The following is a 22,828-nucleotide window of genomic DNA, read 5'->3' as shown; positions in this document are numbered from 1 at the left end:
TTCTAATTAACTGCATAGGTTTATCAAATTACTGGCATTTTGCTGATTTTATGACGCATTTGATCAACCTCAAGATTGCCACAGCTTGGATCGATTACCTTTATTATAACGTCCTACAGGATTTTGCGCTGCACGTTTACGGCGGATATCCTTAGGATTAATGATCAACGCACGGTAAACTTCTATGCGGTCCCCAGCATTCAAAAGCTGTGCATGATCCTGCAAACGTACGCCAAATATTCCCAGATTCAAAGGTTCAGGTAATTCCACCTGATCGCGGATGCCGCTTGCAGCAATCGCATCCAGTGCAGTCATGCCCTGCTGAAATGGCACTGCAATATGAAACTGTTGCTCAGGGGCAGCATACGCCACCCAAATCAACGCTGACTGATTCATCAGAACCACTGCCCTAACACTGCAATAATGGCCACAACAATCGACACTGGTAATACCACCCGAACTGCAATACGCCAGATATTATAGAACGCCTCTGAACTGAAATTCATTGATTTCCGAAGATGACTGATCTTCATGATCCAACCAGCAAACAAGGCATAGATCAGGCTGATCACCAGCCCCCAAAGGATCAGCAGGTTATTAAATACCGGTGTGATATTTGGAATCAACCAGACCAGTGTTGCTACCACCACAATTACCCATTGAATGATGATATTTATCTGACGCTGTTGCAGCTGTTCACGCGCCATCTGTAACATCAGTGCAGCCGCAGCTACAATCGCAGCAACCAAGGCAAATGCAGGAACTTCAGCTTTTACCGCGAAGAAACCAAAAGCAATTACTGCAAGCAGTTGTGCAATCCAGATCGGTAATACTGTTTTGGTCGCTACATCCTGCTGTTTGACAGCAGCCAAACTAGACTGCCAGTACAAGCCCATGCCTAACCCGCTGGCTACCAGTGCCAGTACTGTTGCGTTACCCCATTCAGAGAATTGTACCGGAGTTACCTGCCATTCAGGCAGTGCTGTACCCATGACATTGGCAAGGACCAAGGATGCAATCACGCCTACAGTGGTAATTCCCACTAGAATCAGACGTGGAATTAAAGACAACAGCAAAGCCGCAATCGCCAATCCAGCCAGGATGACCGGTTGCTGCACTTCAAGATTGGCAATCGATACTACGTTGGAGGCATGATTCAGCATTGCACCCGCAAGAAATGGAATAAACACCACAGCCAGCCAGCCGACAATACGCCAGCGCTGCGAACTGTCTGCCTCACGGGTCAGGCTCGACAATGCCTGTAATGCGGTGGTCTTGGAACGTTTCGCTAAAGCAATTTCCAGATAACAGACTGGAAGCGCCAGGATCAGCATTGTCGCTAACCACAACATCCAGAAATCAAGCTGACGATCAATCTGAATACCTGTTATTGGTGCGAGGGTCGCAATAATAAGAAAAGATAAACAAAAAGCCATCAGAGGCGATAACCATTTTGACATAGCATTGTCCTGCATGATGCATTCCTATAAAAATCTAGCGCTATTTTGCCTTGCATAGCGGTGAAAATCAAAAACAAAAAGCAAACCACCCGAAGATGATTTGCTGCGCAAAATGATCATTAGACTTTAATTTTTGTTATAGGGAAAAATTGCTTTATGAGAAGAAACGAGCGAACCAGTTTTTGCCCTTTTTCTTTTCTTTTTCTTTGATCAGGCCGATCATGTTTTCTTTCACTGCACCCACATAATCCGCATCATCATGCTGAATATGGTTGATCAGCCATTTAGATAATACTTCATGCAATTCAGCTTCAATCGAATGTCCCATTTCAAAACGGTCACGATACGACTCAATTTTTTTAATGAACAGATCATGCACGCGTTTATGCGGTACACGATATTTATAACCCGCCTCTTCTTGAAGTGATTCTTCAAAAGTGAAATGCGATTGTGTGTAATCGATAATATTTTCTAGAATTTGCTTAACACGCGCACGATTGGTATTGACATCAATTTCGTCGATTTCATTAATGTAATCGAGAATTCGTTTATGCTGATCGTCAATCACATCGATACCAGTATTGTATTCTGGAACCCATTTCATTTTCATTACGACCACCTATAAATATTGAGGATTTATCACATAAATTGAAGCATATAGGGTATTGATTTAAATAAAAATGAAGTGAATTAGTCGGCTTTAGTAATAAAATTGTACTTTTAGATTTAAGTGTTTGTTATATATAATTAAAATTAATTTATTCTGAGCAAAAAGATCAGATATTAATTAACCAATAAGAGCTATAAGCTGTTATTAATCTTTGATTTTTACATGAATATTAAATAAAAAAGACAGTATTTTTCACTGTCTTTATTAGCTTCGAGATCAGTACTGATCTGCACGTGTCACCCGTTTGAGCGAAGGGTCCAGTCGCTCACGTTCCAGACGTTCTACATAGGTGAGTTGAGAACGTACTTTTGCTCCATGCTGGAACAGAATCATCTCACCAGGTTGGAAAGCCGTCCATTCCTCATTCTGGGTCAAGGGTTCCGTGGTAATCACAGCGACACGGTCCTCGGGAGTGGTCACTTGGCTAAAATCGACTTCTACTTCAATATCAATGAGTTGTGCAGGCTTAAACGGATATTCACGCACCAGCCAATGTAGCTTGGTAATGGCATAGGTAAACAGCGCCTGACCGTTGGACAAACAAAAATTAAAAGTACCATGCTCGGCAATGGATGGCGAAATCTCGGTCAGCAGATCAAAGATCTGATCCTGTTTTGGCTCATGATAACCAAAGCGCTTTACTAACTGATCAAGCAGATAACAGAAAGCACGTTCACTGTCGGTATTACCGACTGGCGTAAAACGGCCTGAGAGCTCTGGAAAAAAATTATGCAGGTCACCATTATGCGCGAAGATCCACTGACGTCCCCACAACTCGCGACTAAAAGGATGCGAATTTTCCAGATTGATTTTACCTTGAGTCGCCTTACGGATATGTGCGATCACATTACGTGATTTGATTGGGTAATTGCGAATCAGCTCGGCAATCGGTGATTCAACCGCAGACTGGTTGTCGACAAATAAACGGCAGGCTTTATCTTCAAAAAAAGCAATTCCAAAACCATCGGCATGATCTGAAGTAATCCCTGCGCGCTGTGAAAAGCCTCGAAATGAAAAGGTAATATCTGTCGGTGTCGCACAATTCATTCCAAGCAGCTGGCACATAATCTTCATTCAGGTATCGGAGTATTTATGCAGTTATTGTGCATGAGTCCCTGGGGCTTTTCAAATCTTGATCCATGCAATCTTATGCGCCAAAAATGCTAAAGAATGCTTTTTTATGCTTTATTTTAAAAAAGATAAATCTGGTTCAAGCTGTTTTTTCAAGACAACAGGGTTCTGCTCAAGAAAAATTATGATGATTTCAGAAGACAAGAGCTAAAAATAAAAGACATAAAAAAGAGTCCCGATTGAGACTCTTTTTTATCATTGAATCATTTAAATTAATGATGGCCTGACTTTACACGGTTGGTAATCAAGGTACCAACACCATGATCAGTAAAAATTTCTAGCAGGCTGGCATGCGGTACACGACCATCCACAATATGTGCACTGATGACACCACCTTTCACAGCATCGAGTGCACAACCCACTTTCGGAATCATTCCGCCATAGATCACACCTGTTTCAATCAGGCGATCAACTTCCTGAGTGGTCAGGCCAGTCAGCAGATTTTTATTTTCGTCTAGTACACCGCTAATATTGGTCAGCAGAATCAGTTTTTCTGCACCCAAGGCTTCAGCCACTTTACCTGCAACCAGATCGGCATTGATATTGTAAGTATTGCCTTCCTCATCCACACCCAGCGGTGCAATCACAGGAATAAAATCGCTATTGGTAAACATTTCCAGTACATCAGTTTTGACACCAACTACTTCACCCACCAGCCCCAAATCAATTTTCTGGATCGAGCCATCTTCTGCTGTTTTTTCCATCAGCAGTTTTTGTGCACGGATCAGGTTACCGTCTTTACCGGTCAGACCAATGGCACGTCCACCATGTTTGTTGATCAGATTAACGATCGATTTGTTTACGCTCCCGCCAAGCACCATTTCAACGATTTCCATGGTTGCAGGATCAGTAACACGCATGCCATCAATACGTTCAGATTCACGGCCCAGCTGTTTCAGCATAGAATCGACTTGAGGACCGCCACCATGTACCACGATCGGATTCAGACCTACAGTTTTCAGTAACACGATGTCACGAGCAAATGAACTTTCCAGCTCAGGATCGGTCATTGCGTTACCGCCATATTTCACCACTAGGGTTTTACCCGCAAAGCGTTGAATATACGGCAAAGCTTCAGTCAGAATTTGTGCTTTGTCGATGCCTGTCTGTTGATTTGGCATTCGCCTCTCCTTATTGAGCATCTAAAATGTCTTGGGCGATCGCTGGATAGCGGTCACGTAACATCGAAACGAACAGGTAACGAATTTCATTCAGGCGGCTCTGATTTTCCGCATCAAAACGCACTGTGAAGTATTCACCTGTATTGGATGCTCGAATGATGCCAAAACCATCATCAAAATCAAGACGTATACCGTCAATTTTACTAATTTGCGCGTTTAATTTACGTGATTGTGCTTCAACAAAGTCAAGTAATTCTAGTGGCTTAATCTGATGCGTCGAAACATACAGGTCATCAGTACCCGTACGTTTTGGATAACGTGCCAGTGCTTCTGCCAGTGTCTGTCCAGTTTGATCCAGATACTCCATGACTCTGAGTGCCGCATAAACACCATCATCATAACCGCCGCCACGTCCATCATTGAAGACATAGTGTCCGGCATATTCACCACCGAAAATCGCCTGTCCTTGAGAATTCGCCAGATACTTCCGCAGGAAAGAACTTCCTGTGCGGATCATGACCGGCTTAGCGCCCAGCGCTTGTACCGTATTACGAACCAGGGTAGAACATTTCACATCAAAGACAAATTCTTTATCAACCGTATCTTTCAGACAAATTTCCGCACATAGGCATAACAACTGATCAGCCGTAATAACCTGCCCATCTGCATCGATGAGTACCAGTCGATCACCATCACCATCCAAGGCAATTCCGAGGTCGGCTCTCGTCTCTAAAACTTTTGCTTTTAACAGCTGTAAATGAGCTTCCTGTGAGGGATCCGGCGCATGATCGGGAAAATGACCGTTCGCTTCAGTTCTGATTGTCGTCAGATCACAACCAAGCTTGTTCAATACCAGAGCCGCACAACGCCCCGCTGAACCATTCAACCCATCCAGTACGACCCGATAACGACGTTTCAGTTGAATATCATTGAGAATGGACTGCTGATATTTGAGACAATATTCTGGAATAATCTCATGTTCAATCCAGTCTACCTGCTGCAGCTCATCTGAATAATATTTTTGAGCTTCCTGCCCTACCGCCTGAATCATTTCAGGACATGGGGGCTGATTATTAATCAACCACTTGATGCCATTATCTTCTCGTGGATTATGGCTTGCAGTAATCATGATACCGTTGCCACCAAATTCACGTGACGTGTAATACAGCATCGGACTAGAACAGCAGCCGATAATGTGCGCTTCAATCGCATACAGGCTTAAGGTGCGCTGGATAATATGGGCATAGGTCGGACTGGATAGCCTTGCATCATAACCAATCGCGACACGTGTCTGTCCCGCAGACTGATACTGCTGGGCCAGGCCATGTGCAATGGCATTTACCATGCTGACATTGAGTAAACTGACCTTACCGCGAATGTCATAAGCACGAAAGATTTGCATGGGGAATGAATGATGCATGAATCCCATAGATCGTAATTTCACTGCTAAATAGGAGAATATAAGTTCAGAAATCAGGTGTCATCACCATGATGTGAAACTTTAGTTTTTGTTCTAGGACCCTGTACTTTTAGCTGATTTCAGATAAATAATCAATTTAAAAAATATAACGAATGGATAAATGCCAGCTAAAAAATGGGATAAATCTTATTCTATCAACCATTAAAAAAGCCTACATTTTATTGAATGTAGGCTTTTTGAATTAGTTCTTGCCAGTATGACCGAAGCCACCTGCACCACGCTCAGTGGCTTCGAATTCATTCACAATATCGAATTGTGCTTGCACCACTGGGACGAGGACATACTGCGCCAGACGCTCACCTGGTTCCAGGCTAAATGCAGTCTGGCTACGATTCCATACCGAAACCATGAGTTCACCTTGGTAATCTGAATCGATCAGACCTACCAGATTACCCAATACGATACCATGTTTATGACCCAGACCAGAACGTGGCAGGATCAGGCCCGCAAATGCAGGATCTTCAATATAAATAGCCAGACCAGTTTTCACAAGCACTGTTTGACCTGGTTCAATTACTGTAGTTTCGTTTACACATGCACGAAGGTCGAGTCCTGCAGAACCTGTAGTTGCATAATTTGGCATTGGCCATTCATTGCCAAGGCGTGCATCAAGGACTTTCACCTGTACTTTCATCATTTTATTCCTGTAGAAAAATACCAATAGATTAATTACTTAAATTTTAACGCTTAATCAGTGCACGTAAATTATCCAGATAATGCTGTGCCTGCTGTTTCGGGTCGATATTGCCAGCCAGCTTTTTCTTGCGGCCTAACCATTCCAGCTCATCTTCTGGCAATTCATCCAGGAATCGGCTTGGCGTCATTTGCTTCATCTGACCACCGGCCTTACGCTGCTCAGCCAAGGTAATCGTCAAGCCCTGACGCGCACGGGTAATGCCCACATACATCAGACGGCGTTCTTCCTCAACCGTTTCTGCCGCAATCGAGTTTTTGTGTGGCAGAATCTCTTCTTCCAGGCCAATCAGATAAACATAAGGGAATTCCAGACCTTTAGATGCATGTAGCGTCAACAGATTCACCTTATCGGTATCTTCTGCTTCCTGCTGCTGTTCCAGCATATCCAGCAGCACCATCTTACGGATCACGCTTTCGATATTCTTTTCATCCACATCTTCAGCACGGTTAATCAGGCTCTGAATACTGCTATACAGCACTTCAATATTGTCGAGCTTGGTTTTTTCCTGTGCCGGAGTTGCGGCTGATTCCTTGATGTAGTCGATATAGCCGGCTTCTACCATCATCTGGCGGATAATCGGTACTGGCTCATCATCATCCAGCAGATTGCGGGTAAAGTTATTGATGAAGTCGGCAAACTCAGCCAGCTGAGTGGTGGCTTTCTTTGGCATTGCCATGGTCAGACGCTGGTCAGCTGCCGCGGCCAAAAGCGACAGATTGTTTTCTTGCGCAAACAGACCCAATTTTTCCAACGTCACTGGTCCGATGGCACGTTTCGGTGTATTGATAATACGCAGGAAGGCACTGTCATCTTCTGGATTAATGATCAGACGCAGGTAACTCATGACATCTTTGATTTCGGCACGTGCGAAGAAAGACTGACCACCAGAGAGCTTGTAAGGAATCTGCATCTGACGCAGCTGGGTTTCCAGAATACGTGCCTGGAAATTCCCGCGGTACAAAATTGCGTAGTCTTTCCAGTTTTTACCATTCATCAGCTTGTGCGTGATGAGATCTTTGACTACGCGTTCGGCTTCATCATCATCATTACGGCAAGTGATGACACGGATCACTTCACCATGGCCTTTGTCTGACCAGAGTTTTTTATCGAAGATATGCGGATTATTGCCAATCACGGTATTCGCCGCTTTCAAAATACGGCTGGTCGAACGGTAGTTCTGTTCCAGCTTGATAACTTTCAGATTCGGAAAATCCTGCTGTAACAACGCCATGTTTTCCGGTTTAGCCCCACGCCAGGCATAGATTGACTGGTCATCATCACCTACTGCAGTAAACTGGCCCATTACGCCGACCAGCAACTTCACCAGAATATACTGGGCGGTGTTGGTATCCTGATATTCATCCACCAACAAATAACGCACACGGTTCTGCCATTTGTCACGCACTTCAGCGTTTTCCTGTAACAAACGCGTTGGCATCACAATCAGGTCATCGAAATCAACGGCGTTATAAGCACGCAAGTTACGTTCATACAATTGATACAAATGCGCAAACTGGACATCTTCCTGAGTTTCACACGTGGTATGAGCCTGCTCGGGTGGAATCAGATCGTTTTTCCAGTCGGAAATCATCTTCATTGCTTTTGCGATCAATTCCTTGCTTTCTGCCCCGGACAAGTTATCGCGATGCATCAGGTCCATCAGAATACGTTTACAGTCATCCGCATCCAGAATCGAGAAATTGTTCTTCAGCGGTGTATGTTTTAGCTCTAAACGTAATAGATTCAGACCAAAGGTATGGAACGTCGATACTGATAAGCCTTTGCCTTCTTCACGTGTGAGTAACTTACTTACTCGCTCTTTCATTTCACGTGCGGCTTTGTTGGTAAAGGTCATGGCCGTAATACGATGTGCCGGAATGCCGCAATGCTTGACCAAGTAGGCGATTTTTCTTGTAATTACTGAAGTCTTACCTGAACCCGCACCGGCAAGCACTAACAAGGGTCCTTGAGTATATTTCATGGCTTCAAGTTGCTTGTCATTTAACTGACTGGCGAGTGACATAGTGCTTCCTCTTCTAGATTCGGCTCCGATTATAGTCGGCTCAAGCTCAGTTGCCTAATTGAAAATTCATTTTCCTGCGTCATACTTCAGACATAAAAAAACCACCCGAAGGTGGTCTTTTCTGCAATTCAGATCTTACTGAACAGCATATACCGCGATTTCAACACGACGGTTTTGTTCTTTACCCGCTGCAGTTGTGTTGTCTGCGATTGGGTTCGCTGAACCTAAACCTTGAGCATTAATACGTGTACGTGCAATACCTTGGCCTGCCAAGTAGTTTGCTACAGAGTTCGCACGTGCTTGAGACAATGGCAAGTTAATTGAATCGTTACCAGTGCTGTCTGTATAACCAGTCACAAGAATACCGCTCTTGTTATCTTCAGTTAGAACTTGGGCAACTTTGTTCAATGTTGCATAGAAGTTTGGTTTGATATTTGACTTGTTGGTATCAAATGTAATCGCACCTGGCATTACCAAGTTGATTGAACCGTCTGGATTACGGTTTACATCTACACCAGTACCCGCAGTCGCTTGACGTAATTTTTTCTCTTTATTGTCAAGGTAAACACCCGCTGCACCACCAAGTACTGCACCGATTGCCGCTGCACGGTTGTTTTGACGGCTAGTGTTTGCATTGCCTTTAGAAATACCATAACCTGCCGCAGCACCAATTACTGTACCCAAAGCTGTTTTGTCGTACTCAACACCACCGAGGTTATTACCAGTAGTTTGACAACCTGTAAGTGCTACCGCCCCTGCTACTGCTGCTGTAACTAACAATGCACGCATCGCATGCCTCCTTAACTTGTTTTGTTGTATTTGAAGAATAATGGTCAATAATTCAATCAATAACCATATCTGATTTGTTAATAATAAATCTTTTCGTAACTATTTGTAATGTTTATGTGTAACCAAAACGGTTAACTTCATCACATTTTCTCCATAGTTCTCATTCGGTACTTTTCTATTTCAGATTGAAAACGTATATTGTTAATAATATGAAAAAATTTAGTCGATTTTCAGCTTAGGACAGGGTTATATGTCGTCGGAAAGTAAAAAACAGCCTATATTAAAAAAAATTGCACGTGGCCTGACTGTGACTTCAGTAATGACGGGAAGTACCTTTTTCCATGGACCGCCAGTACTGGCCCTCGGTCTGACCAAACTAGTCAAAAAGTCATCCAAAATTGATGAAACCAATATCAAGATTACCAATAGCTGGCTTGGCGTAAACAACTGGCTGATCGAGAATGTCCTTAAAAATACCCAATGGACCATTACCATCGATGAATCTCTGGATCTGAATATGCAGGGCCGCTACCTGATGAGCTGTAATCATCAGAGCTGGGTCGATACTACAGTCAATCAATACTTCGGCTTAACCCGTATGCCATTGACTCGGTTCTTTACCAAATGGGAACTGATCTTTATTCCATTCGTCGGACAGGCATTTAAGATTCTTGGTTTCCCGATGATGAAGCGTCACACCAAGGAACAGATTGCTAAAAATCCGGCCCTCAAAGATCGCGATATGGATGAAGCACGTAAATCCTGCCAGCAATTGCTGAGTCAACCATTTACCCTGCTCAACTATCTGGAAGGTACGCGTTTTACCCAAGAGAAACATGACCAGCAACAGTCTCCCTTTAAACATTTGCTCAAACCGAAGGCCGGCGGTCTGGCCCTGGCGCTGAATATTCTGGGTGACCGTATTGATGCCTTTGTGGACATGACCATCGTTTATCCGGACGGCATACCAGGTTATGGTGAATTCTGGCTAGGCGAAGTACCCCGTATTGCGGTAGATTTAAGAAAGATTGATATTCCGGACTGGGTACTGGGCGGTAATTATGAAGAAGATGCTGAATACCGCGAGCGTTTCCAGCAATGGGTTCATCAAATTTGGACTGAAAAAGATCAGTTGATTGAAAAAATGAAGCAGGATCTGGCTCAAGCAGCCTAATGCACTGATCTGAGAGACTATGAAACCAACTCCCCCGAAAACCAGCTCCAGCGCCTTTAAGTTTTTCCGTGAAGGCACCTGGGGCTGGAAGGTCGCCTTAGCCTACGACATCTTTATGATGGTGTTAATCGTCATCAACCTGTTCTGCCTGAGTGCCAATGCCATTTTAATGAGTGACTTCGGGCAATGGTTATTCGATTTCATACGTCTGCCTGAAATCCTGCAATTTTATAAGGCTGAACTGCGTCCCTGGGTGATCATTACTGAAGGCTGGTTTACGACTTTCCTGATTGGGGAATTATTGGTGCGCTGGCTAATTGCCATAGTCTTGCGTCATCATGCCCGCTGGTGGTTCTTTCCGTTTATTCACTGGTATGAAATTCTCGCGATCGTGCCACAACTACGTTTCCTGCGTCTGCTCCGCGCAGTGGCTATCGGCTACAACCTGCATAGCCATGGTTTCAAGGTGATTCCGTCTCGGTGGTATAAGCGTGGCAACTTCTATTACAACCTGGTTATGGAAGAATTGACCAGCCGTATTGTAGTTACCGTACTGGACGGAATTAAACGCGAGCTAACCACCAGTACCACGCACCGTCAACTGATTGATGACCTGGTGGAACATCATCGTCAATTATTTGCCATTGCCTTGGCAGATATCCTGCAAGAAACCCTAGGCAAGGAATTACAGGCGCAGCGTTATATGATTGCCAAAAATGTCGGCCAGGTGGTGAATAAAGCCATTGAAGATACGCCAGAGCTGACCCGGCTGTTACGCCTAATCCCGATTGTAGGCAGTCGCATGGAACAGCAGATTCAGAGTATCGGACAACGTCTGGGAGAAAATATCACCCAAGGATTGATCGATCCGTTTACGCATACTGATTACAGTAAAGATAATCCAACTTTTGCCATGATTTCTGAAAAGATCAGTCAGATCCAGATTGAACAAAATCCAAACATTGACAAACTGGTGGAGTCGGCTGTTTTTGAAACACTTGAAGCGATCCGCAAACAGGTCAAAATTAAACAGTGGCAGCAGATTCTGGAAGAAAATGAGCAAAATCAGCGTTCAACATACCTCTAATTCAGCATGAATAATGCTATGCTTTTTTATGGCATCTGATCGCATAAAAAAATAACCTGGATCGCTAGAGAATTAACGAAATTTGTTCTAGGATTTGCACTATTTACAACATTACTTCGACATAAAATTTACAAGTCAGAAGTATTAAGGAAGAACTATGGCTGATATACGGATTAAGGGCAGAATGGTCAATGCGATTCGCATTACCCTTGAAACAAATGATCATGATGCGATCCGCCAGCAATTAGCACCAAAATTACAAGCTGCTTTTCCACCGGGCACCCTGGTGGTGATTGAAAGTACTGTCGAGCAGGAACTTATCGCGCTTATCCAGCTGTTGATCAGCATGGATGTACAACCGATGGCGGTGACTGAAGGCCTGCTTGCAGATCAGGCACGTGCAATCCAGTTCCCGGTATTGCCACCTGACCGTCAGCTACAGGAAATCAAGGCAACCAAAGAACAGGTCATTGAAGTCAAACCGGAAGTGGTTAAGTCAGATGCTGGAACAGAAGAAGTTAAGGCAGCACCTGTCATTGCTCATGTGACTTCTTACCATGATGAAATCCTGCGTACTGGCCAGTGCATTGTGCAGCATCATGGCGACATTATTATCAGTGCTGGCATTAACAGCGGTTCAGAAGTGATTGCCTCTGGCAATATTCATGTTTATGGCAGTGCCCGTGGTCGTGTGATTGCCGGTGCAGGCGGCAATACTGCAGCACGCATTTTCTGTCATGCACTGGAAGCAGAACTGATTTCGATTGCAGGTACCTATTGTGTTGCAGACGATATTCCACCGCATGTGGTGAAAAAGCCTGTGCATATTTACTTGAATGATCAACTAGAGCTTGTATTTGAAGCTCTAGAATTTTAATGTATAAATAAACACCAAAACCCTATGTTAAATAGGGAATTTAAACCATAACAGGAGTGGATTCGGTGGCGAAAATTGTTGTCGTAACGTCAGGCAAAGGTGGTGTAGGTAAAACTACAACAAGTGCATCTTTTGCAACAGGTTTAGCCCTACGTGGCCACAAAACTGTTGTTATCGACTTTGACGTGGGTTTACGTAACCTTGACTTGATCATGGGTTGTGAACGCCGCGTTGTTTATGATTTTGTGAATGTTTTAAATAACGAAGCGCGATTACAACAAGCGCTTATTCGCGATAAGGATATTGAGAACTTATATATTCTGCCAGCGTCTCAAACACGTGATAAAGATGCCCTCACTGATGAAGGTGTTGCACGTGTAATGGATGAACTGTCGCAGGAATTTGACTACATTATTTGTGACTCACCTGCGGGGATCGAACGTGGTGCCATCATGGCCATGTACCATGCTGATGAAGCCATCATTGTCACTAACCCTGAAATTTCTTCAGTACGTGACTCTGACCGTATCATTGGTATGCTCGACAGCAAGACTAAAAAAGTAGAACAAAATGAAGGCCGCATCCGTAAACATCTGTGTATCACACGTTTCAATCCTGAACGCGCGGATAAACAGGAAATGTTGACCATTGATGACATTTCTAAAGATATTTTACGTGTACCGACTCTGGGTGTAATCCCTGAGTGTCCAAGTGTCCTGCAAGCATCGAACGAAGGCAAGCCAGTTATCAACTTTACTGCTTCTGCTGCAGGTCAGGCTTATGATGACCTGGTTGCACGCTTCCTGGGTGAAGAGCGTCCTTACCGTCATATTGAAGTGAAACCAAAGGGCTGGTTAGCTCGATTATTTGGAGCATAAGCATGGCTGGATTCTGGAGTAAGCTTTTTAGCAGTGAAGATAAACCGTCTAGCGCACAAACCGCGAAAGACCGTTTAAAGGTAATTGTTGCATCTGAACAGGGTCTGGGACGTCGTTTAAGCCAGGACAAGATTGACATGATGAAGAAAGAAATCATGCAGGTGGTCAATCGTTATGTTCGCGGTGTAGATGAACAGCATATTCAAATGCAGGTCCGTTCTGAAGCGAATATTGAAATGCTTGAAATGAATATCAATTTACCTGAAGAACGATAATTTGATTTTTGATTAGTCAATTAAATTGATTCAAGGCAAAATATGAGACTGAACAAAGCACTGCTTTGTTCAGTCGCAAGACGAGAAGCTTTGCTTCGAGTGGAGGGGATCTACCAAGTATTTAACTTGTACAACCGAAAAACGAGAAGCGATGCTTCGAGTGGACTGGTGATAAAAAGTTTACTTTACCTAACCACAAGATCCGAAGTTTAGCTTCAAGGTAGACAGAGAAAATGAAAAATACTTTGTCACTTGCGTACTCAAATTTTGCCTTTTTCATGTCGAAAATTATATCAAGGAGCTTGTGATGGCATTGTCTCAACCGGCAACATTTAACGAAGAATGGTCAGATGAGCGTGTGTTTGCCTATCTCACTCAATTACCTCCTGCAGGCGTAAACGCAGACTTTCATGTGCTTTATCATGCTTATAAACACATGCGTCCTTTTGACTATGAGCGCCTGTTGACTCAATTCGTTGCAGAGGGTCGTGATATCAATGCTACTAACCCTGAAGGTGAACGCATTCATGACGTGATCGCCAAATTCCCGCGTCATAGTGCTGAGTTCCTTGAAGTATTGGCCAAGTTCGCTTAAGACTTTGCTGATGCAATAAAAAAGCCTGCTTCATGCAGGCTTTTTTATTGGTGGAGATGCTGAATTAGATCAGAATCTCACGCTTACCATTCGCGCCCATAGCGCTCACTACACCGTTTTCTTCCATCTGGTCAATGATTCGGGCAGCACGGTTATAACCGAGGCTAAACTTACGCTGTAGCGATGATGTAGATGCCTTACGAGTTTCCAGTACGAAAGACACACACTGGTCATACAATGGATCACGGTCAGAAGCACCATCGCCACCATCTTCAAAGCCACGACTTGTTGGTTCTTCATCAAATGGAGTTAGAATTTCATCAACATAGTTCGGTGCACCACGCTCACGCCAAGCATCACAAATACGGTTAACTTCATCATCGGCAATAAAGGCACCATGCACACGCTCAGGCTCAATCTTACCTGGCCCCAGAAACAGCATGTCACCATGACCCAGCAGGTCTTCTGCACCACCTGCATCCAGAATGGTACGCGAGTCGATTTTCGAGTTTACACGCAGTGCTACACGTGTTGGGATGTTGGCTTTGATCAGACCGGTAATTACATCCACCGATGGGCGTTGAGTTGCCAGTAACAGATGAATCCCCGCAGCACGAGATTTCTGTGCCAGTCGGGTAATCATTTCTTCCGCTTTTTTACCGACCTGCATGATCATATCTGCGAATTCGTCCGCGACAATCACAATCGATGGTAATGGTGTCAAACGTGGTGCACGTTCCCCTGCCACCGATTCACTGGCTTTCCAGGTTGGATCAAACAGATCTTCACCATTGGCAATGGCTTCTTCAACCTTACGGTTGTAGTCGCTTAGCTTACGAATTTTCAGGAAGGACATCAGCTTATAACGACGTTCCATTTCATTGACACACCAGTTCAGTGCACTGACTGCATCTTTCATGTCCGTGACTACAGGCGTCAACAGGTGTGGAATATCGTTATAGTTTGCGAGTTCCAACTGTTTCGGGTCAATCAGGATCAGACGTAATTGATCAGGTGTGTACTTGAGTAGCATCGACAAAATCATCGAGTTTACTGCGACCGACTTACCAGAACCGGTTGTACCGGCAACCAGCATATGCGGTGCCTTGCCAAGTTCAGTAATCACCGGATTACCAGAAATATCTTTACCCATCGCCATCGACAGGATGGCACTTGCATCTTCAAATTTCGGTGTTTTAACCAGCTCGATCAGGCGTACCATTTCACGGGTGCTGTTTGGTACTTCAATCCCGATATATGGCTTTCCTGGAATCACTTCAACCACACGCACCGAAGCCATCGACATGGAACGCGCCAGGTCGCGGGAAATATTGGTCACTTTAGAGGCTTTTACACCTGGTGCCAGATCCAGTTCAAAACGAGTGACTACTGGGCCAGGCTGCGCTTCAACCACTTTGGCCTTGACGTTAAATTCTTGTAGTTTGATTTCCAGCAATTCAGACAGACGTGATAATTGCTCTTCGGTGAAATTGACTTTCTTGTTCGGATCAACTTCATCCAGTAGTTCCAGACCTGGTAATGGCGAAAGATCTTTACGGCGTTCAGCCACCATCATGGCGCGTGACAATGGACGGCCCATCGAGTCAGTCAGTGGAGCATCAAAATCGAATTCATCTTCTTCTTGAGGAGCACCCGCAGTTTCATGCCATGCTTCAATAAATTCTTCTTTGGATAATGCCGCTTTGACTGCATCAATGGTATTGTGCTGATTTGTATTTTGTTGAAGAGCTGTCTGAGCAGTCGAGTTGCTTTCAGGCGCAGTGACTTCTATGCCTTGATGCTGAATCGGTGCCTGTACAAAAGCGGAAGATTGCGCATAGCTGGAAGCACGGGCTGGCTTTTCTGGCTCAATAGCCTCGACCAGCAAATCATCCAGATCATCAAAATCAGTTTCTAGCCCCGTGTTACATATTGCGGACGTAGAAACCGGTGGAATACTGATGCCTGTTGTCACAGCTGCAGTCGCTGCCGCACCTTTGGGTAAGTCTTCGACAATTCTTAAGGTTGGCTGTTCAGTAGCTGCTTGCGCAGTAAATGGACTATGCACATCCGTCGCAGTTTTACCCGGCGGTACAGCTGCCAATAGCTCATCAAAGATTTCATCATCATCCCAATCCAGACCTTTTTTCGTCGTCACAGACGGTACAGGTGTTTCAGTTTTGAGATGTGCCTTGATTTCCTGAATTGGAGCAATTGTTGTAGGGGCTGCAGGGGTATGCTGTTGTTCTTCCGCTGCTTTTAATAAAGCATCGATATCCTGTTTATGGCGCTGATCCTCATCAGAATGCAAGGCACGCCAAACTTCGCCCGTGGTAATTACGCGATCTGGATCCTGAATCAGGCGATGCGCTTTTTCAAGCGTTTTTTCAAATTCTTCATCTTCTGGACTAAGTTCAGGTTCAATATGTTTTTTCTGTTGCGCCTTGAATTCACGGTCAGCAATGTCATCAAACAGGCGCTCGGCTACATGGTCACGAACTACGGGATCTATTTCTACAGGCTCATGCTCAGGTACAGGAACCACCGGCGTTGAGATGCTCTTTTTAGCAGGGCTGCTGGCGATATCTTTCTTGGCAACTGCCATAGAGCGATCAAACTCGCCCTCCCCTTCCGGGACATTACGATAAAACAGATCCTGTAAATATGCAGGCGTTGCTTTCAGGCTGCTCCAGGTCTTGTTCCATTTAACGCCAAAGGCCAAGGTAAACAGCATGACCCATAAACCTACCAAAAATACTGCCGCACCGTATATCGTCAATAGCTGTTCAAGACTCTGACCTAATTCATAACCGATAATGCCGCCCGAAGAATTATCTAGCGTATCAGCAGGAACTTCCCAGAACAGGAACAGTAAGGCAGAAGTGGTCAGTAACAGGAAGAATTGCGCTGCATAACGGAATGGCCGGTTCAGGAAACTATGGGGCCACCAAACCTGTACCGCTTCTACGAACAGATATAATGGAATGAGTAAGCTCGCCCAGCCCAGAAAACCAAACAGTAAGTCTGAAATCCATGCACCTGCAACCCCACTGGCATTTGAAACCGTCTGGGTGTCACTGGAAATGTGCATCCACCCCGGATCAAATGGCGTATAGGTCACTGTTGCAAGAAACAGATAGATCCCAAATGAGACCAAAAATAATGTCATTACTAAGCGCTGTGCATAAGCACTCGACACCGTTGTCATATACTGTCCTGTAGCCAATTCTTCATGAATGTTCTTTTGCTATTATGATTCAAAAAAACGACGCAATAAAATGCCTATTATGCACCTGTTACACGAAAAAAGATGCAGTATTGTGCAACTGCACGTAGGTCTTGTTCTTTATCACGTCTATATAGCTCAAATCGATTTGGATGATCAATAATATCGACTTTAATCTCACACCACTGTTATACAGTTTCACGTATAATTCAATAAATTTCTAAATACAAAAAGGATAGCCCGATGAGCGCACGTCACTCAAGACTGATTATTTTAGGTTCCGGCCCTGCTGGCTATAGCGCCGCTGTGTATGCAGCGCGTGCAAACTTAAAACCGACACTCATTGCAGGTCTGCAACTTGGTGGTCAGCTGACAACGACGACTGAAGTGGACAACTGGCCAGGTGATCCTGAAGGCCTGACTGGTCCAGTATTGATGGAACGTATGCAGGCGCATGCGGAACGTTTCGGTACTGAAATCGTATATGACCACATCAATGAAGTAGATCTGAACGTACGTCCTTTCGTATTAAAAGGTGACATGGAAGAGTTCACTTGTGACGCCTTGATCATTTGTACCGGTGCGACTGCGCAATACCTGGGTCTTGAATCTGAAGCTGCATTTATGGGTCAAGGCGTGAGCGCATGTGCGACCTGTGATGGTTTCTTCTATAAAAACCAGAAAGTTATGGTTGTCGGCGGTGGTAATACTGCGGTTGAAGAAGCACTTTACCTGTCAAATATCGCATCTCACGTGACTTTGGTGCACCGTCGTGACAGCCTGCGTTCTGAAAAAATTCTTCAGGACCATCTGTTTGAAAAAGAGAAAGAAGGCAAAATCAGCATCATCTGGAATCATCAAGTAGATGAAGTTCTGGGTGATGCCAAAGCAGGTGTAACTTCTGTACGTTTAAAATCAACTCAAGATGATTCAACTCAAGAAGTTGAGGTTTCAGGCATGTTCGTTGCAATTGGCCATAAGCCAAACAGCAGCATGTTTGAAGGTCAATTACAGCTTCGTGATGGTTATATCCAGGTGCAAAGCGGTACTGCGGGCAATGCAACGCAAACTTCTATTCCTGGCGTATTTGCTGCGGGTGATATTGCTGATAGCGTATACCGTCAGGCGATTACATCTGCAGGTTCGGGCTGTATGGCCGCACTGGATGCAGAAAAATATCTCGATGCGATGGGCAAGTTAGACTAAGCAGCAAAAATGAGAAAGCCGTCCATGTTGGGCGGTTTTTTTATGTATGATAAATACTGATGATTCTAAAACCAGGTTCAAGCATGCAACATCTTCCTCCTTCACAGTTCATTTTCCCCAATCCTGTAGAAGTGGATCTTGAAGGAGGAGGCCTGATTTGTATTGGCGCCGATCTCACTCCATCTACCCTGCTCGAAGCCTATTCACATGGCCTGTTTCCATGGTTTTCCGAAGGTGATCCAATCTGCTGGTGGAGCCCGGAACCACGTTGCATTATCCGACCACAGGGTTATCATCCGAGTAAATCGCTGGTTCGAAATATGAAAAAGTATGATTATAAAATTACTGTGAATCATGCTTTTGAACGGGTTATCCGTTCCTGTTCACTGCCTCGTGCTTATGCCGATGACACCTGGATTAGCGAAGATATTATTCAGGGTTACTGTGATATGTTCGAAGCCGGTTATGGCTATAGCATTGAAGTCTGGGATGAAGAGCAAGTGGTGGGCGGATTATATGGTATCACCATTGGACAGGGCTGCTTTGGTGAATCCATGTTCAGCACCCAGACCGATGTCTCGAAAATGGCCTTTTATACCTTAATGCTGATTGGTCAGGAAAATCAGCTGCCCTGGATTGACTGCCAGTTGGTCAATGACCACCTGCTGAGCCTTGGTGCCAGTACAATTTCTCGCCAAGCGTATCTTAATTCGTTACAGGATGTGATAAAACGCCCACCTATCAATTGGCAAAAGTATCAGGAGGGTGTATTTTCAAGTAAAACAATAGCGTTAAACGCGCGATTAAATGAATGAAAATAACAGAGGGAATTTGTCATGAACTCCTATCAACCAAAATCCCTACTGAACGATTTACAGTATTATATTACCCCGCCACACGATTGCAGCTATCTGCCCAACAAGTCTGCACGTATGGTTTTTCTCGATCCCTCACATCGCATAGATGTGGTGACACTTTCTGAATTATCCCGTACCGGTTTCCGCCGTAGTGGCGATTTTGTATATCGTCCTGAATGTCACCTTTGCCGTCAATGCCTCTCCTCTCGTGTACCAGTGCGTGAATTCAACATGAACAGTTCACAAAAAAAGGCATGGAAAAGAAATCAGGACTTAAGCCTGCGCATTACTGCACCGCAGCAGGCAAATGATAGCCATTATGCGCTGTATGAACGCTATATCAATGAACGCCACGCCGATGGTGATATGTATCCACCAAGCCGGGATCAGTTTGAAAAGTTTTTGTTGCAAAGCTGTACCGATAGCTTTTTCCTGGAACTCTGGAAAGATGACCGGCTGATCAGTGTATCGACCTGTGATCTGCTCGATGACGGAATTTCTGCGGTTTATACCTTCTTTGATCCGGATGAAAATCGACGTTCACTCGGTGTTTTTGCAATTCTAAAACAGATTGAACATGCTCAGAAATTAGAGCTGCCTTTTATTTATCTGGGTTACTGGGTCCCGCATTCCAGCAAGATGAATTACAAGTCTCAATACCTGCCGCTTGAATTGCTGATTGATGGTCAATGGCGTCGGTTAAACCGCTCGCTCAATGCGGCGGAGATTGAACACCTGGGAAACTCCTTGATGACGACCCTACCCTCCGGATGGAATAATCCCATCATCAAGTAAGATGGTCGTAACTAAAAAGAAGCATTAATCTGATTTATTTAAACAGGCTGGCAAAGTCATCCGTACATGCTTTTACCATAATAATGGCATGTTCACGCCCACCGCCCGGGTTTGGATAGTAATTCTTGCGCAGGTCAATCTGGTGAAAACCAGCCTTTTCATAAAGACGAATTGCAGCTGTATTTGATTCACGTACTTCCAGGAAAATCTGTACCGGATTATTTTTCAATAACTGGATTGATTCTTCTAGCAACTGAAAACCAAGCCCTTTACCCTGCTGGCTTGGGTCAATTGCCATGAGTAATAAATTGGCTTCATCCAATACCGGTTGCAAAATACAAAAACCCACCACTTTACCTGCATATTCAATAATAGTGCTCTGATAAGCACTAACGGCTTCCTCGAACTGGGTTCTGGTCCAAGGATGAGATTGCACTTGTTGCTCAATCTGGGTGACCGCATCTATATCTGCTATTTGCATCAAACGAATCATGTTCGTTCATCTATCAATAAAAATCTCCTGCGCATTATAGAAACTTTATGCTGAAAATCGAGTAAAAAAAAGAGCGATTTCAATCGCCCTTTTTTAGTGTCAGATTAAAGACCAAGTTTACCTTTCCAGTGTGCCAGCAAACTGTGTGTGTCATGGTCATTTGGATGAAAACCCGGCTTGAAGTACATCGCCATTTCACGCCCCATACCAGTAATTACACCTTTGGACGGACTATAACCATATTCGTAAATGTCCTTGAGGGATTCCAGGTTTAACTGACGATCTTCCTTCAGCAGACGCATGACAAAATAGCTTTGTACAAAGAACAAAGTCACCATAGCGATCACCAGTGAACTGGTACGTAACAAATATGACTTTAAGCCTTTTCCAAACACACCTTCAAACACGTCATAGGCCACAGCTTTATGCTCATTTTCTTCAATGGCATGCCACAACCACATGGTTTTCATGGTGTCATCTTTCATCAGTTCCTGAATATGACTATTGGTCAACAACTGAGAGGCAATGGTCGCAGTAAAATGTTCAAGTGCGGTCGTTGCAGTCAAATCTACCATTTCCTGAGTAATTCCCATAGGCTTGGCCAACTTTGCCATGACTTTACGCGTCGTTTGAATGACTTTATCGGTATAACGATCCAAGGTATCAACATCATGGCCGTATTTTTGCGCTGAGGCATTGAAGCCGACATGTTCCTGGGTATGCATCGCTTCTTGCCCAATGAAAGCAGAGATTTCTTTTTGCAGTGCTTCATTGTCTTTAAGCTTGGGATGATTACGTACCGCACGCACACTGTCGATAAAGAATTTTTCACCTGCGGGAAACAAGGCAGACAATGCTGTCATAAAATGAGTCAGCCCGGCTGAACCATTCATCCAGTATTCTGGAACCTGTTCAAAATCAAAGTTCATGCGACGTACAGGAAAACTTGCACCGGCACGATGAGTAATTTTTACTTCAGCATTCATATAACGCCTCCTGACAGATCTTCTCGACCTGGCCCTATTTTTCTATTTTCTTATTGGTATCTTACTCAGTTATCTGCTTGACATCATTGCAGTTAAGGTCAGCTGAATATCACTTTAGGACAGCGCTCTAATTTTGTTAGACAATTTATTTTTCACTTTAGATAAACAAAAAAAGCGTCCCAAAGGGACGCTTTTTTTTACACAATCAGTGATTATGCAGTAACGCGAGATACTACACCAGCACCAACTGTACGACCACCTTCACGGATCGCGAAGCGTAAGCCTGCGTCCATTGCGATCGGGTGGATCAGCTCTACTGACATCTCAACGTTGTCACCAGGCATAACCATTTCAACGCCTTCTTTAAGCGCGATCGCACCAGTTACGTCAGTTGTACGGAAGTAGAACTGTGGACGGTAACCGTTAAGGAATGGAGTATGACGACCACCTTCTTCTTTAGAAAGTACGTATACTTCTGCGTCGAATTTAGTGTGCGGCTTGATTGTACCTGGTTTAGCAAGTACTTGACCACGTTGAACGTCTTCACGCTTAGTACCACGAAGAAGAACACCACAGTTCTCGCCCGCACGACCTTCGTCAAGAAGTTTACGGAACATTTCAACGCCAGTTACAGTTGTTGTTTGTGTATCACGGATACCAACGATTTCAACTGATTCACCAACTTTAACAATACCAGTCTCAACACGGCCAGTTACTACTGTACCACGACCTGAGATTGAGAATACGTCTTCGATTGGCATCAAGAATGCTTGGTCGATTGCACGTTCTGGTTCTGGGATGTAAGAGTCAAGCGCTTCAACAAGAGCTTCAACTGCAGCTTCACCATATTGACCAGCGTCGCCGTTAAGCGCAAGAAGAGCTGAACCACGGATAACTGGAGTGTCATCACCTGGGAAGTCATAAGTAGAAAGAAGTTCACGAACTTCCATTTCAACTAGCTCAAGAAGCTCTTCGTCGTCTACAAGGTCGCATTTGTTCAAGAATACA

Annotated in this window: 22 protein-coding genes; 9 read left to right on the top strand and 13 right to left on the bottom strand. The window is 44.3% G+C overall.

Features of this window, described 5'->3' with window-relative positions; genetic code table 11:
- Nucleotides 1–69 precede the first annotated feature (69 nt).
- From B3D47_RS02650 to B3D47_RS02610, 9 genes are all read right to left on the bottom strand, one after another.
- Nucleotides 70–396 (bottom strand): RnfH family protein, encoded by a 327-nt coding sequence (locus B3D47_RS02650; RefSeq protein WP_180184865.1) that lies wholly within the window; start codon nucleotides 394–396, stop codon nucleotides 70–72.
- Nucleotides 396–1,475 carry a hypothetical protein gene (locus tag B3D47_RS02645; protein ID WP_286859793.1) on the bottom strand — a complete coding sequence of 360 codons (1,080 nt, stop codon included), beginning with the start codon at nucleotides 1,473–1,475 and terminating at the stop codon, nucleotides 396–398. Before B3D47_RS02645 ends, B3D47_RS02650 begins: the two co-directional genes overlap by 1 nt.
- Nucleotides 1,476–1,614: 139 nt before the next feature.
- Entirely contained in the window at nucleotides 1,615–2,070 is a 456-nt protein-coding gene (locus B3D47_RS02640; protein ID WP_004893331.1) for a bacteriohemerythrin, read from the bottom strand.
- 276 nt (nucleotides 2,071–2,346) lie between these two features.
- Complete coding sequence (locus B3D47_RS02635; protein ID WP_163166958.1) at nucleotides 2,347–3,195, bottom strand: class II glutamine amidotransferase; 849 nt, start codon at nucleotides 3,193–3,195, stop codon at nucleotides 2,347–2,349.
- 278 nt (nucleotides 3,196–3,473) lie between these two features.
- Complete coding sequence (gene argB, locus B3D47_RS02630) at nucleotides 3,474–4,382, bottom strand: acetylglutamate kinase (protein WP_005221120.1); 909 nt, start codon at nucleotides 4,380–4,382, stop codon at nucleotides 3,474–3,476.
- Nucleotides 4,383–4,392: 10 nt separating this feature from the next.
- Nucleotides 4,393–5,811 carry a phosphomannomutase/phosphoglucomutase gene (locus B3D47_RS02625; protein ID WP_286859790.1) on the bottom strand — a complete coding sequence of 473 codons (1,419 nt, stop codon included), beginning with the start codon at nucleotides 5,809–5,811 and terminating at the stop codon, nucleotides 4,393–4,395.
- 232 nt (nucleotides 5,812–6,043) lie between these two features.
- Nucleotides 6,044–6,496 (bottom strand): dUTP diphosphatase, encoded by a 453-nt coding sequence (dut, locus tag B3D47_RS02620; RefSeq protein WP_008305534.1) that lies wholly within the window; start codon nucleotides 6,494–6,496, stop codon nucleotides 6,044–6,046.
- A gap of 46 nt (nucleotides 6,497–6,542) precedes the next feature.
- A complete protein-coding gene (locus B3D47_RS02615) occupies nucleotides 6,543–8,582 on the bottom strand; it encodes a UvrD-helicase domain-containing protein (protein WP_004893324.1) in 2,040 nt (679 codons plus the stop codon).
- Between the two features lie 135 nt (nucleotides 8,583–8,717).
- Entirely contained in the window at nucleotides 8,718–9,371 is a 654-nt protein-coding gene (locus B3D47_RS02610) for an OmpA family protein (RefSeq protein ID WP_163171956.1), read from the bottom strand.
- Between the two features lie 250 nt (nucleotides 9,372–9,621).
- On the opposite strand from B3D47_RS02610, the gene B3D47_RS02605 reads away from it, so the two are divergent.
- From B3D47_RS02605 to B3D47_RS02580, 6 genes are all read left to right on the top strand, one after another.
- Nucleotides 9,622–10,545 (top strand): acyltransferase, encoded by a 924-nt coding sequence (locus tag B3D47_RS02605; protein WP_076753155.1) that lies wholly within the window; start codon nucleotides 9,622–9,624, stop codon nucleotides 10,543–10,545.
- Between the two features lie 19 nt (nucleotides 10,546–10,564).
- A complete protein-coding gene (locus tag B3D47_RS02600) occupies nucleotides 10,565–11,632 on the top strand; it encodes a preprotein translocase subunit SecA (RefSeq protein WP_278363961.1) in 1,068 nt (355 codons plus the stop codon).
- A gap of 157 nt (nucleotides 11,633–11,789) precedes the next feature.
- On the top strand, nucleotides 11,790–12,509 hold the full coding sequence (gene minC / locus B3D47_RS02595) for a septum site-determining protein MinC (RefSeq protein ID WP_004893319.1): 720 nt from the start codon (nucleotides 11,790–11,792) through the stop codon (nucleotides 12,507–12,509).
- A 65-nt stretch (nucleotides 12,510–12,574) separates the two neighbouring features.
- The gene (gene minD / locus B3D47_RS02590) at nucleotides 12,575–13,387 is read left to right on the top strand and encodes a septum site-determining protein MinD (RefSeq protein ID WP_004811150.1); all 813 of its coding nucleotides are present in this window, start codon (nucleotides 12,575–12,577) and stop codon (nucleotides 13,385–13,387) included.
- Nucleotides 13,388–13,389: 2 nt separating this feature from the next.
- Nucleotides 13,390–13,662 (top strand): cell division topological specificity factor MinE, encoded by a 273-nt coding sequence (gene minE / locus B3D47_RS02585; protein ID WP_071319892.1) that lies wholly within the window; start codon nucleotides 13,390–13,392, stop codon nucleotides 13,660–13,662.
- A gap of 307 nt (nucleotides 13,663–13,969) precedes the next feature.
- Entirely contained in the window at nucleotides 13,970–14,257 is a 288-nt protein-coding gene (locus tag B3D47_RS02580) for a PA4642 family protein (RefSeq protein WP_004893317.1), read from the top strand.
- 64 nt (nucleotides 14,258–14,321) lie between these two features.
- On the opposite strand, the gene B3D47_RS02575 is transcribed toward B3D47_RS02580, so the two are convergent.
- Nucleotides 14,322–17,465 carry a DNA translocase FtsK gene (locus B3D47_RS02575; protein ID WP_286859786.1) on the bottom strand — a complete coding sequence of 1,048 codons (3,144 nt, stop codon included), beginning with the start codon at nucleotides 17,463–17,465 and terminating at the stop codon, nucleotides 14,322–14,324.
- A 261-nt stretch (nucleotides 17,466–17,726) separates the two neighbouring features.
- Between B3D47_RS02575 and trxB the strand changes: the two genes are divergently transcribed.
- From trxB to B3D47_RS02560, 3 genes are all read left to right on the top strand, one after another.
- The gene (gene trxB / locus B3D47_RS02570) at nucleotides 17,727–18,689 is read left to right on the top strand and encodes a thioredoxin-disulfide reductase (protein ID WP_004811157.1); all 963 of its coding nucleotides are present in this window, start codon (nucleotides 17,727–17,729) and stop codon (nucleotides 18,687–18,689) included.
- Between the two features lie 83 nt (nucleotides 18,690–18,772).
- Complete coding sequence (gene aat / locus B3D47_RS02565; protein ID WP_286859784.1) at nucleotides 18,773–19,504, top strand: leucyl/phenylalanyl-tRNA--protein transferase; 732 nt, start codon at nucleotides 18,773–18,775, stop codon at nucleotides 19,502–19,504.
- A 21-nt stretch (nucleotides 19,505–19,525) separates the two neighbouring features.
- A complete protein-coding gene (locus B3D47_RS02560; RefSeq protein ID WP_048881338.1) occupies nucleotides 19,526–20,341 on the top strand; it encodes an arginyltransferase in 816 nt (271 codons plus the stop codon).
- 34 nt (nucleotides 20,342–20,375) lie between these two features.
- Here B3D47_RS02560 and rimI read toward each other — a convergent pair whose 3' ends face one another.
- The 3 genes from rimI to B3D47_RS02545 form a co-directional block, all read right to left on the bottom strand.
- Complete coding sequence (rimI, locus tag B3D47_RS02555) at nucleotides 20,376–20,834, bottom strand: ribosomal protein S18-alanine N-acetyltransferase (RefSeq protein WP_076753150.1); 459 nt, start codon at nucleotides 20,832–20,834, stop codon at nucleotides 20,376–20,378.
- Nucleotides 20,835–20,938: 104 nt separating this feature from the next.
- The gene (locus tag B3D47_RS02550; RefSeq protein ID WP_273797950.1) at nucleotides 20,939–21,820 is read right to left on the bottom strand and encodes a metal-dependent hydrolase; all 882 of its coding nucleotides are present in this window, start codon (nucleotides 21,818–21,820) and stop codon (nucleotides 20,939–20,941) included.
- A gap of 212 nt (nucleotides 21,821–22,032) precedes the next feature.
- A partial coding sequence (locus tag B3D47_RS02545) for an elongation factor Tu (protein ID WP_286859780.1) occupies nucleotides 22,033–22,828 on the bottom strand: 796 nt, incomplete at its 5' end.

Origin of the sequence: Acinetobacter sp. UBA3461 (genome assembly GCF_002381195.1) — a bacterium.
Taxonomy (GTDB): domain Bacteria; phylum Pseudomonadota; class Gammaproteobacteria; order Pseudomonadales; family Moraxellaceae; genus Acinetobacter; species Acinetobacter schindleri.
The sequence above is the reverse complement of the archived record's forward strand: the minus strand, read 5'-3'. Positions and strand labels throughout refer to the sequence as shown.

Coding starts and splice junctions, on each gene's coding strand:
- argB (WP_005221120.1), bottom strand. CDS start 4,382: ATGCCAAATCAACAGACAGGCATCGACAAAGCACAAATTCTGACTGAA.
- minE (WP_071319892.1), top strand. CDS start 13,390: ATGGCTGGATTCTGGAGTAAGCTTTTTAGCAGTGAAGATAAACCGTCT.
- B3D47_RS02645 (WP_286859793.1), bottom strand. CDS start 1,475: ATGCAGGACAATGCTATGTCAAAATGGTTATCGCCTCTGATGGCTTTT.
- B3D47_RS02575 (WP_286859786.1), bottom strand. CDS start 17,465: ATGACAACGGTGTCGAGTGCTTATGCACAGCGCTTAGTAATGACATTA.
- B3D47_RS02610 (WP_163171956.1), bottom strand. CDS start 9,371: ATGCGTGCATTGTTAGTTACAGCAGCAGTAGCAGGGGCGGTAGCACTT.
- minC (WP_004893319.1), top strand. CDS start 11,790: ATGGCTGATATACGGATTAAGGGCAGAATGGTCAATGCGATTCGCATT.
- B3D47_RS02550 (WP_273797950.1), bottom strand. CDS start 21,820: ATGAATGCTGAAGTAAAAATTACTCATCGTGCCGGTGCAAGTTTTCCT.
- B3D47_RS02600 (WP_278363961.1), top strand. CDS start 10,565: ATGAAACCAACTCCCCCGAAAACCAGCTCCAGCGCCTTTAAGTTTTTC.
- B3D47_RS02580 (WP_004893317.1), top strand. CDS start 13,970: ATGGCATTGTCTCAACCGGCAACATTTAACGAAGAATGGTCAGATGAG.
- B3D47_RS02650 (WP_180184865.1), bottom strand. CDS start 396: ATGAATCAGTCAGCGTTGATTTGGGTGGCGTATGCTGCCCCTGAGCAA.
- B3D47_RS02625 (WP_286859790.1), bottom strand. CDS start 5,811: ATGGGATTCATGCATCATTCATTCCCCATGCAAATCTTTCGTGCTTAT.
- B3D47_RS02635 (WP_163166958.1), bottom strand. CDS start 3,195: ATGTGCCAGCTGCTTGGAATGAATTGTGCGACACCGACAGATATTACC.
- B3D47_RS02615 (WP_004893324.1), bottom strand. CDS start 8,582: ATGTCACTCGCCAGTCAGTTAAATGACAAGCAACTTGAAGCCATGAAA.
- aat (WP_286859784.1), top strand. CDS start 18,773: ATGCAACATCTTCCTCCTTCACAGTTCATTTTCCCCAATCCTGTAGAA.
- dut (WP_008305534.1), bottom strand. CDS start 6,496: ATGAAAGTACAGGTGAAAGTCCTTGATGCACGCCTTGGCAATGAATGG.
- rimI (WP_076753150.1), bottom strand. CDS start 20,834: ATGATTCGTTTGATGCAAATAGCAGATATAGATGCGGTCACCCAGATT.
- B3D47_RS02640 (WP_004893331.1), bottom strand. CDS start 2,070: ATGAAAATGAAATGGGTTCCAGAATACAATACTGGTATCGATGTGATT.
- B3D47_RS02605 (WP_076753155.1), top strand. CDS start 9,622: ATGTCGTCGGAAAGTAAAAAACAGCCTATATTAAAAAAAATTGCACGT.
- B3D47_RS02560 (WP_048881338.1), top strand. CDS start 19,526: ATGAACTCCTATCAACCAAAATCCCTACTGAACGATTTACAGTATTAT.
- trxB (WP_004811157.1), top strand. CDS start 17,727: ATGAGCGCACGTCACTCAAGACTGATTATTTTAGGTTCCGGCCCTGCT.